This window comes from Pantoea sp. RCC30.1 (genome assembly GCF_058148845.1).
Genome location: NZ_JBXUHX010000013.1, coordinates 89,485 through 103,242, shown reverse-complemented (window position 1 = coordinate 103,242; position 13,758 = coordinate 89,485). Strand labels below are relative to the sequence as shown.

The following is a 13,758-nucleotide window of genomic DNA, read 5'->3' as shown; positions in this document are numbered from 1 at the left end:
TAACGAGTAAGTCACGATGAAAAGAATGTTAATAAACGCAACTCAGCAGGAGGAGTTGCGCGTTGCCCTGGTTGACGGTCAGCGTCTGTACGATCTGGATATTGAAAGTCCTGGACACGAACAGAAGAAAGCCAACATCTACAAAGGTAAAATCACTCGCATTGAACCCAGCCTTGAAGCTGCGTTTGTCGATTATGGCGCAGAGCGTCACGGTTTCCTCCCTTTAAAAGAAATCTCCCGCGAATACTTCCCTTCCAGCTACAACGCGCATGGTCGTCCGAATATCAAAGATGTGCTGCGTGAAGGTCAGGAAGTTATTGTTCAGATCGATAAAGAAGAACGCGGCAATAAAGGCGCGGCGCTTACTACCTTTATTTCTCTGGCGGGCAGCTATCTGGTACTGATGCCGAATAACCCACGTGCAGGCGGTATCTCTCGCCGCATCGAAGGTGACGATCGTACCGAACTGAAAGAAGCGCTGTCGGCGCTGGATCTGCCGGAAGGCATGGGCCTGATTGTCCGCACTGCGGGCGTCGGCAAATCCGCCGAATCACTGCAGTGGGATTTAAGCTTCCGTCTTAAACACTGGGAAGCGATCAAGAAAGCCGCTGAAAACCGCCCTGCTCCGTTCCTGATCCATCAGGAAAGCAATGTGATCGTGCGTGCCTTCCGCGACTATCTGCGTCAGGACATCGGTGAAATCCTTATCGATAACCCAAAGGTTCTGGAACTGGCGCGTCAGCATATCGCTGCGCTGGGCCGTCCGGACTTCAGCAGCAAAATTAAGCTCTACACCGGTGAAATCCCGCTGTTCAGCCACTATCAGATCGAATCGCAAATCGAATCCGCTTTCCAGCGTGAAGTCCGCCTGCCTTCCGGTGGCTCGATTGTGATCGACAGTACCGAAGCGTTGACCGCTATCGATATCAACTCAGCACGTGCAACGCGCGGCGGTGACATCGAAGAGACAGCCTTCAACACTAACCTTGAAGCGGCTGATGAGATTGCTCGTCAGCTGCGCCTGCGTGACCTGGGCGGCCTGATCGTTATCGATTACATCGATATGACGCCAGTACGCCATCAGCGCGCGGTTGAGAACCGTCTGCGTGAAGCTGTCCGCCAGGATCGCGCCCGCATTCAGATCAGCCATATTTCACGTTTCGGCCTGCTGGAGATGTCCCGTCAGCGCCTGAGCCCGTCATTAGGTGAATCCAGTCATCACGTCTGCCCACGCTGTAGCGGCACCGGCACCATCCGTGATAATGAGTCACTGGCGCTGTCAATTCTGCGTCTGATTGAAGAAGAAGCGCTGAAAGACAACACCAAAGAAGTTCACGCCATTGTTCCGGTTCAGGTTGCCTCTTACCTGCTGAACGAAAAACGTGAAGCGGTCAGCGCGATTGAAAAACGCCAGGGCGGCGTGCGGGCGATCATCGTTCCTGATGACAAGATGCAGACCCCACACTACTCCGTGTTACGTGTGCGCAATGGCGAAGAGACGCAGACCCTGAGCTATCATCTGCCGAAACTGCATGAAGCCGAAATGGCGATGCCGTCTGATGAGGAACATGCTGAGCGCCGTCGTCCTGAGCAGCCTGCTCTGGCCGCGTTTGTGATGCCTGATGCCCCTCCGGCACCGGTGGAAGTTGAGCCAGAAGCGCAGCGCGCTGAAGTTCAGCCAGCAGCAAAATCCGCCCCAACTGTGGCTGCACCTGCTACCGTCAGCACCGGTTTCTTCGGACGTCTGCTTGGCGGCCTGAAGAAAATGTTCTCAGGTGATGAAGCCCCTGCCGCCGCGCCAGTGGCCGCTGAAGTTGCTGAACCGCAGAAAGCGTCTGAAAGCGAGCAGGAAAGCAACAACGGCCGTGGCGAGCGCCGTAGCAACAATAACAACCGTCGTAACAACAATCGTCGTGAGCGTACGCCGCGTAATGGTGATAACGCCCAGTCGCGTGAAGGCCGTGAACCACGCGAAAGTCGTGAGCCACGTGAAAGCCGTGAACCGCGCGAAAGCCGCGAGCCACGTGAAAATCGCGAGCCGCGTGATGGCAATAACACCCGTCGTAACAAGCGTGAGTCTCAGCCAGGTGAAGTTCGCGAAGAGCGTCCAGCTCTGAGTGAAGAAGCGCGCCAGCAGCGTGATGAGCAGCAGCAGCAGCGCCGTGAACAGCGTGCTGAACGCCAGCGCCGTCGTCAGGAAGAGAAACGCGCCGGTGAAGAAGCCGCCAAAGTGGCTGAGCAGCCGGAAGTGATCGCTGAAGTTCTGGACGTGGCCGAGGCGCAGGATGATGAGCGCGTGCAGGTTATGCCGCGTCGTAAGCCGCGTCAGCTGAACCAGAAGGTGCGTGTTGATGATAACCGCCCACCTATGCCAGCCTCAGCCAGCGATTTTGCCCAGCCTGCTGAAGTACGTCAGCCTCAGGCTGTTGAAGTTGCACAGCCGCAGCCTGTTGAAGTTGCACAGCCGCAGCCTGAGTTCCAGGCGCAGCAGAGTGACGAGCAGGATGACAACGACAATCGTGATAACGCCAATATGCCGCGTCGCTCACGTCGTTCGCCGCGCCATCTGCGCGTCAGCGGACAGCGTCGTCGTCGTTACCGTGATGAGCGTTACCCTACTCAGTCAGCCATGCCTCTGGCGGCTGCCGCTGCCTCACCAGAGATGGCGTCCGGTAAAGTCTGGATTCGCTATCCGGTGAGCCAGGCCAGCGAAGAGCAGGTTCAGAATGTGACGCATGAGACACCAGCGTACAACGCGGAAGAGACAGCAGAGGCCACCCGTGCGCTGCCGGTTGCTGCTGCCGTTGAATCTGTTGCTCAGGAAGCACCAGTGCAACAGGCTGAGCCTCAGGCAGAAACGCCAGTGCCGGTCGTCAACACTGATAATACCCGTGCTATCGACGCCCCGGTTGACGAGCAGCCCTCTGTTGTTCCGGCTGCCGATGAAGCTAAAGCAGACGCTGTAGCGGCTGAAGCCGTGCCTGCTGAGCCCGTCGCTGAAGCACCCGTGGTGACCCCTGCTATTGATGCAGTTGAGACTGTTCAGCCTGCAGAGGTTGCACAGCCTGCTGTTGAGACTGTACAGCCTTCAGAGGTTGCTGAGCAGTCAGCCACCGATGTCAGCGAAGAGATCGCAGCAGAAGTTGAAGAAGTCCTGAAAGCGCCGGTCGCAGCAGAAGCTGAAACCGCGCCGGTAAGTGAACCTCATGCACCGGTTGCCGCACGTGATATCGCGCCTGCAGCACCAGTGACTGCGGCCGAACCTGTTGCTTCCGTGCCTGCTGCAGCTGTGCCCGATGACGGTACACGCTGGAAGCACTTTGCTTCTGCGCCGATGACTAAAGCCCCTGCGCCAGTCTGGCAGTCAGAACCAGCTCCGCAGAGTGACTGGGTGCGTGCACCGTATGAGTTCGACGGTCGTGGCTCTGCGGGTGGTCATAGCGCCACCCATCAAGCCACTGCCCCGGCAACTAAACCGTAACGCCTAATCTGTTGTGAACTGAACCCCGGCCTCTAAGCCGGGGTTTTTTTATGGCTACAATACTGCCTGTCTGCCACTTTAAATCTACCCGCTTTTAGTGTCTGGTGCTCACGTCAGCAACTGAATCGCAGGCAAAAAAAATCCCACCGTCCTTTAGCAGGAGGGTGGGAAAAAGTAAGCGCATCCGGTTAAAGTACGCCTAAAATTTCAGGTCAGACTACGAATTCATCTGGAACAGTGACATCTTGGACATATCAGTAAAGGTCTTGTAAGACGCCTGAAGTGCTGTCTGCTTCATGGTATAGCTGGAAGCCGCTTCAGTTAAATCCACGTTAACCAGGTCACTCATCTGCGAGTTGTAAATGACACTGCGGTCATCGCCCTGGGCATTCAGCGTATCGATCTCTGAAAGCTGAGTACCAATTTCAGAACGTACGGTTAAAACATTATTCAACGAGTTACCCAGACCACGGTTGGTTTTATCCATCGCATCCTGGAAAGCCTGTTTGGTTGTAGCGTCAGCACCTTCCTGCGGCACTTTTAGTGCAGCAATGGCGCTATCCAGCATCTTAAACACGTTAGTTTCGCTGGCGCTGCCATCCGGCTCTTTGGTGGCATTGCCTGAGATAGCCATAAAGATGTTGTCACCGGTATGCCCCACGGTCATGGTACGGCTGGTATCGACCTTCTGGGTGATCGCATCGGTGCCGCCGGCGTAGCTTACGCCGGTGCCTGCCGTATCAACAAATGGTGCACTGTCAGTTTTATAACCGGCAAAAATATAGCGACCATTAGCATCCTGACTGTTTGCCTGGTTCAGCAATTGGGCGCGAATACCTTCCAGCTGGGTGGCAATCGATCCGCGGTCACTATCGCTCAGGGTACCGGTTGAACCGTTAACGATCAGTGCTTGCGCAGCAATGACCCCATCGGTAACACCTTTCAGCGTATTCTCTTCCAGTGACAGGCCCTGCTCGGCAAAGGTACGCGCCAGCTCATATTGTTTTCCCTGCTGCTGGGTTTGTGACAACACCACAGCACGGGACGCTGCAATCGGATCGTCCGAAGGATTATTCACACGGCGGCCGCTGGAGAGCTCCTCGCCTGATTTCAGCCAGGAGGCCTGTGAGTCAGTGATGCCACGCACCTGCTGCTCAAAAATCATATTTGTACTGATTCGCATGTTATCTCCTGCCCTTAGCGAATATTGATCAATGCATTAAACACGGTGCTGGCAGTCTGCAGCACCTGCGCATTGGCCATGTAATATTGCTGATATTTAGTCAGGTTAGCGTACTCCTCATCGAGGTTTACGCCTGAGACCGATTGCTGGCGTTCAGTCAACTGACTGACCACGCTTTTCTGTGTATCGCTGGTGGTTGCCAGCGAACTGGTTTTGTTACCGACACTACTGACGATGGTGGCGTAAGCCTGTGACAGCGTGGCGTTACCGCCAACCAGCTTCACATCCTGCAGATTCAGCAGTTTTTGCGCATTGCGGTTATCACTCTCACCGCCAACGGCACCCGCTGCGGCCACCTGAGATTCATTGGTGATCGCGACGGACATGTCGTTAACCACGTTCTGGACCGGCTTCACCAGGAAGCTGTCTTTGGCGGCGGGTGCAGGCGTGCCGGCGACAGTCAGCTTCAGGCCATCAAAGCTCAGCGTGGTATTGCCACTGGCATCGGTACCCGGCGTGATGGTCACGGCGGTGCTGTCCGAGGCACGCGTGGCGCTCCAGTTAGTGCCGTCAAAGCTGACGTTATAGTTGGTGGCTTTCAGCGCGCTGGTATCGGTCCACTCCGCAGTAACGGATGCGGCGGTGCTGTTTTTGTTGTTGCTCACCACCAGTGGGCTGCCGATATTAAAGAAATCGACGCCCTGATTGCCGTTGCTGTCAAAGCCCTGCTTGTGGACATCGTTAAAGCTGGTGGTAAACGCAGCCGCTAACTGACCCAGCTGGTTCTGTGCCAGATCCAAATCCTGAGTACGGAATGCCAGCAGACCGCCCAGTGAACCGGTGGTGATCAGCTTTTCCGGGATCTCGACGTTGCCCGCCTGTTTATCGACATAGCCGATAGTCGTGCGTGTCGGATCGCTGCTGGAAGGCATCGCCACCAGATCGTGAGATTTGTCGCCGTTTACCAGCGTCAGGCCATTCGCCATCGCGACCGTGTAGCCGCCATCCTGCTGCGACACCGTCACGCCAACGACGTTATTCAGGGTATTCACCAGCTGATCGCGCTTATCGAGCAGATCGTTAGGTGTGGCACCGTTAGCGGTACTCAGTTTGCCAATCTGCTTGTTAAGATCGGCGATCTGGCTGGTAATGGTGTTGACCTGCTTGATGCTGGAACCGACGTCTGCGTTGACGCTGTTCTGCATATTGTTCAGGTATTGCGCCGAGGTCTGGAACTGGCTGACCAGACCCTGTGCATTGCTGAGCATTGACTGACGTGCTGACGGATCGTTGGCGTTGCTGACCACGTTCTGCAGGTTAGTAAAGAAGCCCTGCAGCGAGGTCGACAGGCTTGTCGTCGAAGTCGACAGCAAATCGTCAATGTTAGAAATCTGGCTGTGCTGAGTGCTTACCGCGCTGTAGTTCGCGCTGGAACCGCGTAACTGCGTGGCAATAAATGCATCATATTCACGTTGTACACCGGTGATATTCACGCCGTTACCATAATAGCTATTGCCCTGCAGGGTACTGTTCGCCTGCGCCAGTACCGTGGTCTGACGTGAATAGCCCGCCACGGTGTAATTGGAAATGTTGTTACTGGTGGTGCTCAGAGCGGCCTGCGCGGCACTCAATCCACTCATCGCGGAGTTAATTATGCTGGACATCTCGGTTCCTTACGTTCCCCGTCAACCGGGCTGGCAGACATCAAAGTGGGCGCCAGCAGGCGAAAACGCTTCTGGCTATAGGGATGTTATCGGCTTGCTTAAGTGAAACTTGAGGCGCAATGATCAGAACAGGTCGCCCATATCCTGGCTGTACGCTTTGACGACTTTATCGCCCATACTTTTGAACTGCTGAATCATTCCCACCAGCTTTTGCGCATATTTCGGATCGGTGGCGTAACCTGCCGCCTGCAATGCCTGCGCACCCTGCTCTGCGGATGTGGCGTTGGTCACCGCCGCATAGCGTGGGTTTTTGGTCAGAAGTTTAACGTAGTCAGTCAGCGCCTCGAAATAGGAGTTATAAACACGGAAGCTGGCATGGACTTTCTTCGCTTCGCCCTGCTCATATTCGGTGGTCATGATATCGGTGGTGTCACCTTTCCAGTCGCCGCTGGCTTTAATCCCGAACACGTTGTAGCTCGGTTTGCCGTCGCGGGTCAGGATCTGGCGCTGGCCCCAGCCCGACTCCAGCGCAGCCTGCGCCAGAATCAGGTGATGAGGAATGCCACTCTGCTGACTGGCTGCCTGCGCCGGTTGCGTCAGTTGGGCGATAAATTCGCGGCTGTCGCTGGGCAGGCCCGTCGGTGACGCGACCGGCGGCAGACGCGGCATCGCCTTACGCACAATCTGCTCCAGCTGCTGCGCGGCCATGGGTGTTGCTCCGCTGGTACTGAGAATAAAGCTGTTATCCAGCTTCATCGGCACCGTACCGGCTTTTTCGTCCGGCGCGGTGGCGGGCTGCATCTGTTTGACGATGGTTTCCGCCAGCCCAAGGCCGCGCTTACCCATCTCCTGTGCAATCTGCTGGTCATACATAGAGGTAAAGAGTTTGGTCTGTTCGTTGCCCATAATGCCGTCCTGCGGCAACGCCTCACGCATGCTCTTTAGCATCATCTGTACAAACATCCCTTCGACCTGACGCGCGACCTGCAACGCTTGTCCTTTCGGATCGTTGCTGGCCTGGCGTTTCAGTTCATTCAGGGAACGGCTGTCAAAAGCCGAACTTGTCAGAGATTGCATATCAGCCATCAGATAATTTCCAGTTTGGCACGCAGACAGCCGGCACTCTGCATCGACTGCAGAATCGACATCAGTTCGATAGGTGACGCACCCAGCGCATTCAGCGCACGCACCACGTTGTTCAGGTTGGCGCTGGCATTCACGCGTTGCAGCGCGCCGCCGGTCTGGCGCAGATCGATCTGCGTCTGCGTCGTCGCCACCGTCTGACCACCGGCCAGGGGGGTGTCAGGCTGACTGACGTTCTGCTGCTGATTAACCGTCACCGACAGGTTACCCTGCGCCACAGCACACTGATTCAGCGTCACTTCGCGGTTCATAACGACTGAGCCGGTACGGGAGTTGATGATGACTTTGGCATCTTCAACCGGAATAGAGACATCAATGTTCTGGATCTCAGCCAGCAGGCGCACCTGCGCACCATTATTGGGTGACACGCGGATCTGCACGGTACGGGCATCCAGCGGCTGCGCTGCGCCGTAACCGCCGCGGGCGTTGATTGCATCAGCAATACGCTGCGCCATCGAGAAATCTTCGCTGTTAAGCTGCAGGTTAATGGTGTTCTGCGTACCAAAGTTGCTCTGCAGTTCACGCTCAACGGTTGCGCCGCTGGTAATACGGCCACCGTTCAGCTGGTTAACCTGAACACTGCTGCCGCCCGCTGAGGCACCCGCACCACCGACCAGGATATTACCCTGTGCCAGCGCATAGACCTGGTTATCGACCCCTTTCATCGGCGTCATTAACAGCGTGCCGCCGCGCAGGCTTTTGGCGTTACCCAGCGATGAGACCACCACATCCAGCGTCTGTCCCTGACGGGCAAACGACGGCAGTTTCGCGGTGACCATAACGGCCGCCACGTTTTTCAGCTGCATGTTGGTTCCGGTGGGAACGGTGATACCAAGCTGTGACAGCATGTTGCTCACTGTCTGCGTGGTAAATGGCGTCTGAGTCGTCTGGTCACCCGTGCCATCCAGACCCACGACGAGGCCGTAGCCCAGCAGCTGGTTATCACGTACGCCCTGTACCGTGGTTAAATCACGAATCAAATCGGCTTTGGCCAGCAGGCTTACGCCCAGCAGCAGCGCCAGCCCGGCGCGTAACAGCGTTAACTTTTTCATTGAAACCTCTTACATCGGCGAGATGTTCAGGAAGAAACGCTGGAACCAACCCATGGTCTGCGCCTCATTGATGTAACCATTTCCGACGTACTCAATACGTGCATCGGCGACAGCGGTAGATAACACGGCGTTACTGGCGCTGATGGTGCGTGGGTTGACCACGCCCGAGAAGCGAATGAACTCCGTGCCCTGATTAATGGCAATCTGTTTTTCACCGACCACGTGCAGGTTGCCGTTTGACAACACCTGATCCACGGTGACGGTAATGGTGCCGGTAAAGGTGTTATTGGCGGATGCGCCGCCTTTACCTGCGAAATCGTTTTTGCCTTCTGCGCTGAGATTGGCTTTTTCGCCACCTGCACCCACCAGGCCAGCCAGACCGGTCGGCACCCCGCTCACACCAAAGCTGTTGCTGCCATCGCGGCTGGCATTGGCTGAGGAGCTTTTGCTGGCGCTGACGTTTTCCTGCAGCGTAATGGTCAGGGTATCGCCAATGTTGCGTGGACGACGATCTTCAAACAGCGGCTGATAGCCGTAGTTAAGCGGCGCGACGCCCTGGAATATAGAGCCGTTGACCACCGGTGGCGCGGACGGCATGGGTTGCGCTGTGGTTGCACCTTCGACCAGCGGAGTACGCGGGACCAGGGCACATCCGTTGAGAGTTAGCAGCAACGAGGCGACTAACCAATGTCCAGGCTTGAGAATCTGTTGCTTCGCCACGGCGTCACGACCTTATTAATGTCTTTGTTTCAGGCCAGCACGGGCTGGCCCTGTTCGGGATTAAAGCTGTGTTAATTTCGCCAGCATCTGATCAGAGGTACTGATCGCCTTACTGTTGATTTCGTAGGCGCGCTGCGTCTGGATCATGGTGACCAGCTCTTCCGCCACGTTAACGTTCGAGGTTTCGGTGTAGCCCTGATAGAGCAGACCCGCGCCGTTCTGGCCTGGGGTGCTGTCTGTCGGTGCGCCCGATGCCTGCGTTTCCTTGTAGAGGTTTTCACCCACGCTATCGAGACCGGCGTCATTCATAAAGGTGCTCAGGGTTAACTGACCCACCTGCGCGGCCTGAGCCTGACCCTGCTGCGTCACGCTGACCACACCGTCACGCGACACCGTAATGCTGGTGGCGTTGGCCGGAATGGTGATGCCTGGCTGAACCGGGAAACCGGAGTTGGTCACCAGCTGACCGTTCTGATCAACCTGAAACGCACCGTCACGGGTATAGCCAGAGGTGCCATCCGGCATCTGAATCTGGAAATAGCCCTGGCCGTTAATGGCGATATCTTTTGAGTTGCTGGTCTGCGACAGGTTGCCCTGAGTATGCAGACGCTCAGTGGTCACCGGACGAACACCGGTACCGATTTGCAAACCGGATGGCAGCGTCGTCTGTTCTGATGACTGGGTGCCCGGCTGGCGCATAGTCTGGTACATCAGGTCTTCGAACACGGCACGTGAACGCTTAAAGCCGTTGGTGCTGACGTTTGCCAGGTTGTTGGCAATGACGTCCATGTTCATCTGCTGCGCATCAAGACCGGTCTTAGCGATCCATAAAGAACGAATCATGTTGTTATCCTCGTGCCTTAACCCATGCTCAGGAGCTGGTTGGCTTTTTGTTCATTTTCGTCGACGTTGGTGATGACTTTCATCTGCATCTCAAAACGTCGGGCGTTGGCGATCATATCAACCATGGTTTCTACCGGTTTGACGTTGCTGCCTTCCAGCACGCCAGGCATCACCTGCATAGTGGCATCGGCCTGCAGCGCGGCACCGCGGGTCGCCTGCGTCGACGCAGTAGGACGGAACATGCCGTCATCACTACGCTGCAGCTCCTGGCCGGTGGCCCTGACCAGCTTCAGCTTGCCCAGCTGAACCGTGGCGTTCGGTGAATCACCGGCATTCAGCCCGGTGATCGAGCCGTCAGCCGCAATGGTGATTTCCGTGCCCTGCGGGATCACAATCGGACCGCCATCGCCCATCACAGGATTGCCCTGAACCGTCAGCGTACCGGTCGGACTGATTTGCATATTGCCGTTGCGGGTATAGGCTTCGCTGCCGTCAGCGGTACGCACCGCCAGCCAGCCATCCTGCTGCACCGCCACATCGAGCGGACGCTCGGTGTAATCCATCGCGCCCTGACTCATGTCGGCGCCAGGTGTAGAGGCGGCGACCAGCGTACGGGTCGGCAGCGACCAGCCACTCACCGGAACTGCGCGCAGCGCATTCAGCTGCGCACGAAAACCAGGTGTAGAGGCGTTGGCGAGGTTGCTGGCGGTCACCGCCTGCTGATCCAGCGTCTGGCTGGCCGCGCCCATCGCGGTATATATCGCGTGATCCATATGGCAATCCTGTTAGCGAATTAACGTAAGTTAACCAGCGTGTTGAGAATCTGGTCCTGAGTTTTGATGGTCTGCGCATTCGCCTGATAGTTACGCTGCGCCACAATCATATTCACCAGCTCTTTACTCATGTCGACGTTGGAAGATTCCAGTGCGCCGGCGGTCAGTGAACCAAAGGTGCCGGTGTTAGCCAGACCGACTGCTGCCTGACCAGATGCGCTTGAAGCCTGCCAGACGTTGTCGCCCTTAGACTGCAGACCTTCCGGGTTAGAGAAGCTCGCCAGGACAATCTGACCCAGCAGCTGGGTTTTCTGGTTTGAGTAGCTGCCGGTGATGGTGCCGTCATCATTGATCGCGTAGCTGGTCAGATCGCCAGGTGCATAACCATCCTGGGTCGGACTACCAAAAGAGGTTGCGCCGGTGTTCTGCTGCAGGCTGCCCAGCATGCTCAGGTTGATGGGCTGATTGGCGACCGCGCCATTGGCGCCGCCCACGTTCAGCGTCAGGCCGACGGTGCCATCAGTGGTAGGCGTGCCCACTACCGCGCCGCTGGCATCCAGCTTAGAGACGCTGGTCAGCTTACCGCTGGTGTCAAATGCCATTCTGAAGTCACCCGCTGAGGTGCCGGTGGTGCCATCAATGGTCCGCACGGTCCAGCTGTTGCTGGTGGTGTCTTTCGCGAAATACATGTCGAGCGCGTGATCATTACCCTGCGAGTCGAACACGGTTACCGTGGTTTTCTTGTTGTAGCTGTCCGCGTTAGCCGTCGAGAAGGTGGCCACAGATGGCGTTGCATCCGTTGAGTTCAGGTTGGCAACCAGACCGGCAGTGGTGGTGGAACGGGCTGACATCTGCTCGGTAGGAATACGCAGCGCGACCGGGTTAGCACCTGCCTGGATAGTGGCCGGTGAACCGCTGGCCGGATAGCCGGTCACGTTCAGACCCTGGGTGTTGACCAGGTTACGGTTGGCATCCAGCGTTAACTGGCCGTTACGTGAATAGAAGACGCCGCCGCTGCTGTCGGTCATACGGAAGAAACCGTTACCGCTCAGCGCAACATCCAGGCCACGGCTGGTGGTGGTGGTCGCGCCGTCGTTAAAGTTCTGGATTACCGCAGCGACTTTGGTGCCGAGGCCGACGTTTGAGCCGGCAAACATATCGGCAAACGCAATGGTGCTGGATTTAAAGCCCGCTGTTGCGGAGTTAGCAATGTTGTTACCGATGACATCAAGGTTACTTGAAGCAGCACCAAGGCCGCTGACCGCTTGGGAAAATGACATTTATTTGTTTCCTGTCTACAGGTTAATCAGAGAATCTGACGTACGTCGTCAAGGGTGGCGGAGCCCATGGTGCCGAGATCCAGTTTTGTGGTGTTGTTCGCAGTACTCACCCCATTGACGTAGGCGTAGTTAAGCGGTTGTGCCACCAGTTGTGCGTTGCCATTACTTGCGGCAATCGCAACGCTGTATTTACCATCCGGCGCGACAGAACCATCGGTCAGCTTGCCGTCCCACGAGAAGGTGTGCACGCCAGCGCTGAGCGCGCCCAGATCGACGGTGTCGATCACGTTGCCACCGGCATCTTTAATCGTGGCCGATGCGCCGGTTGAGGCAGAGGCCAGCTCAACGCCAAATGGCGTTGTGGTGCCCTTGCCGACCAGAATCTGTCCGCCATTGACCATCACGCCATGCCCAATCAGCGTGGAGCTCTGCAGTGACTGGCTGGTGGTGATCTGGCCGGAGATCGATCCCAGCGTGGTGTTCAGTTTTTCAATACCGCTCAGGGTATTGATCTGTGCCAGCTGTGTGGTGAGCTGGCTATTGTCCATTGGATTGGTTGGATCCTGGTTCTTTAACTGCGTCACCAGCATGGTCAGGAACTGGTTCTGCAGATCCTGCGCATTGTTGCCGGTGCCACTGGTGTTGGAAGAGCTCAGGACCGTGGGGTCCAGCCTTTCGTTAACGCCTACCGCGATAGCCATAAATTTTCTCCGTTATTGCCCGAGGGTCAGGGTTTTCATCATCATCGACTTCACGGTGTTGAGCACTTCGACGTTGGCCTGGTAACTGCGTGACGCCGACATGGTGTTGACGCTTTCAGAAACCACATCCACGTTCGGCATCTTCACGTAGCCTTTGGCATCTGCCATCGGATTGCCTGGGTCATAGACCAGCTTCGCTGGCGTGGGGTCATCTACGACTCTTGCTACTTTCACGCCGCCGGTGGCTGAACCTGGCGCTGCATCGGTCTGGAAGACCACCTGCTTGGCCACATAAGGCTTACCATCGGGGCCGGTGACGCTGTCGGCGTTCGCCAGGTTACTGGCACTGACGTTTAATCGCTGTGATTGCGCGGTCATCGCTGAGCCGGCAATGTCAAAAATATTCAGCAAGGCCATAATTATTGCCCTTGTAACACGCTCATCATGCCTTTGATCTGGCTACTGATGAGGGTGAGGTCGGTTTGATATTTCAGGCTGTTATCCGCGAACTGCGTACGCTCACGGTCCATATCTACGGTGTTGCCGTCGGCAGAAGGCTGATCGGGAATGCGATAAAGCATATCCATCGATGGCACGCCGTTTGTCTGTGCTTCAATGTGGCGAGCTGACGTGACTTTTAACGCCATGCTGCTGCCTTCCGCACGGCCATTGGACATCACCCGACTCAGCTCGCTTGCAAAGTCGATATCCCGGGCCTGATAACCAGGGGTATCGGCGTTGGCAATATTTGACGCCAGGATCTCCTGACGTTGAGCACGCAGGTTGAGGGCCTCCGTACCAAATTTCAGCGCCGCATCCAGTTTGTCGAGCATGTTTCCTCCGCGTATGAAAATTTTGAGTTCGCAGCTTAATTTGAAAAAGCAAGTCGTCATCGTCTGAATAGGGCCTCAAATTACC

General features: G+C 56.4%; 12 protein-coding genes. 1 reads left to right on the top strand and 11 read right to left on the bottom strand.

Annotation, left to right across the window (positions count from 1 at the left end; all coding sequences use genetic code 11):
- Window positions 1–16: 16 nt before the first annotated feature.
- Window positions 17–3,481 (top strand): ribonuclease E, encoded by a 3,465-nt coding sequence (rne, locus tag AC2LB6_RS13465; RefSeq protein ID WP_490093893.1) that lies wholly within the window; start codon window positions 17–19, stop codon window positions 3,479–3,481.
- Between the two features lie 217 nt (window positions 3,482–3,698).
- On the opposite strand, the gene flgL is transcribed toward rne, so the two are convergent.
- From flgL to flgB, 11 genes are all read right to left on the bottom strand, one after another.
- Entirely contained in the window at window positions 3,699–4,664 is a 966-nt protein-coding gene (flgL, locus tag AC2LB6_RS13460; protein ID WP_490093892.1) for a flagellar hook-associated protein FlgL, read from the bottom strand.
- 14 nt (window positions 4,665–4,678) lie between these two features.
- Window positions 4,679–6,328, bottom strand: a complete 1,650-nt coding sequence (gene flgK / locus AC2LB6_RS13455) for a flagellar hook-associated protein FlgK (RefSeq protein ID WP_490093891.1) — start codon at window positions 6,326–6,328, stop codon at window positions 4,679–4,681.
- Between the two features lie 123 nt (window positions 6,329–6,451).
- Window positions 6,452–7,414, bottom strand: a complete 963-nt coding sequence (gene flgJ / locus AC2LB6_RS13450) for a flagellar assembly peptidoglycan hydrolase FlgJ (RefSeq protein ID WP_489376924.1) — start codon at window positions 7,412–7,414, stop codon at window positions 6,452–6,454.
- Window positions 7,414–8,523, bottom strand: a complete 1,110-nt coding sequence (locus tag AC2LB6_RS13445) for a flagellar basal body P-ring protein FlgI (protein WP_090962241.1) — start codon at window positions 8,521–8,523, stop codon at window positions 7,414–7,416. Before AC2LB6_RS13445 ends, flgJ begins: the two co-directional genes overlap by 1 nt.
- 9 nt (window positions 8,524–8,532) lie before the next feature.
- Window positions 8,533–9,243, bottom strand: a complete 711-nt coding sequence (locus AC2LB6_RS13440) for a flagellar basal body L-ring protein FlgH (protein WP_490093890.1) — start codon at window positions 9,241–9,243, stop codon at window positions 8,533–8,535.
- A 60-nt stretch (window positions 9,244–9,303) separates the two neighbouring features.
- On the bottom strand, window positions 9,304–10,086 hold the full coding sequence (flgG, locus tag AC2LB6_RS13435; protein ID WP_090962243.1) for a flagellar basal-body rod protein FlgG: 783 nt from the start codon (window positions 10,084–10,086) through the stop codon (window positions 9,304–9,306).
- A gap of 17 nt (window positions 10,087–10,103) precedes the next feature.
- A complete protein-coding gene (locus tag AC2LB6_RS13430; protein ID WP_010669843.1) occupies window positions 10,104–10,859 on the bottom strand; it encodes a flagellar basal body rod protein FlgF in 756 nt (251 codons plus the stop codon).
- A 20-nt stretch (window positions 10,860–10,879) separates the two neighbouring features.
- A complete protein-coding gene (gene flgE, locus AC2LB6_RS13425; RefSeq protein WP_090962246.1) occupies window positions 10,880–12,139 on the bottom strand; it encodes a flagellar hook protein FlgE in 1,260 nt (419 codons plus the stop codon).
- Window positions 12,140–12,165: 26 nt separating this feature from the next.
- On the bottom strand, window positions 12,166–12,840 hold the full coding sequence (gene flgD / locus AC2LB6_RS13420) for a flagellar hook assembly protein FlgD (RefSeq protein WP_090962248.1): 675 nt from the start codon (window positions 12,838–12,840) through the stop codon (window positions 12,166–12,168).
- Between the two features lie 12 nt (window positions 12,841–12,852).
- The gene (flgC, locus tag AC2LB6_RS13415; protein WP_010246371.1) at window positions 12,853–13,257 is read right to left on the bottom strand and encodes a flagellar basal body rod protein FlgC; all 405 of its coding nucleotides are present in this window, start codon (window positions 13,255–13,257) and stop codon (window positions 12,853–12,855) included.
- Window positions 13,258–13,259: 2 nt separating this feature from the next.
- A complete protein-coding gene (flgB, locus tag AC2LB6_RS13410; protein ID WP_009090882.1) occupies window positions 13,260–13,673 on the bottom strand; it encodes a flagellar basal body rod protein FlgB in 414 nt (137 codons plus the stop codon).
- Between the last annotated feature and the right edge of the window lie 85 nt (window positions 13,674–13,758).

What these genes read in the sequence shown, in the direction of transcription:
- flgE (WP_090962246.1), bottom strand. Translation starts at nt 12,139, where the DNA reads ATGTCATTTTCCCAAGCGGTCAGCGGCCTTGGTGCTGCTTCAAGTAAC.
- flgJ (WP_489376924.1), bottom strand. Translation starts at nt 7,414, where the DNA reads ATGGCTGATATGCAATCTCTGACAAGTTCGGCTTTTGACAGCCGTTCC.
- flgL (WP_490093892.1), bottom strand. Translation starts at nt 4,664, where the DNA reads ATGCGAATCAGTACAAATATGATTTTTGAGCAGCAGGTGCGTGGCATC.
- flgB (WP_009090882.1), bottom strand. Translation starts at nt 13,673, where the DNA reads ATGCTCGACAAACTGGATGCGGCGCTGAAATTTGGTACGGAGGCCCTC.
- AC2LB6_RS13445 (WP_090962241.1), bottom strand. Translation starts at nt 8,523, where the DNA reads ATGAAAAAGTTAACGCTGTTACGCGCCGGGCTGGCGCTGCTGCTGGGC.
- flgD (WP_090962248.1), bottom strand. Translation starts at nt 12,840, where the DNA reads ATGGCTATCGCGGTAGGCGTTAACGAAAGGCTGGACCCCACGGTCCTG.
- flgK (WP_490093891.1), bottom strand. Translation starts at nt 6,328, where the DNA reads ATGTCCAGCATAATTAACTCCGCGATGAGTGGATTGAGTGCCGCGCAG.
- flgG (WP_090962243.1), bottom strand. Translation starts at nt 10,086, where the DNA reads ATGATTCGTTCTTTATGGATCGCTAAGACCGGTCTTGATGCGCAGCAG.
- AC2LB6_RS13430 (WP_010669843.1), bottom strand. Translation starts at nt 10,859, where the DNA reads ATGGATCACGCGATATATACCGCGATGGGCGCGGCCAGCCAGACGCTG.
- rne (WP_490093893.1), top strand. Translation starts at nt 17, where the DNA reads ATGAAAAGAATGTTAATAAACGCAACTCAGCAGGAGGAGTTGCGCGTT.
- flgC (WP_010246371.1), bottom strand. Translation starts at nt 13,257, where the DNA reads ATGGCCTTGCTGAATATTTTTGACATTGCCGGCTCAGCGATGACCGCG.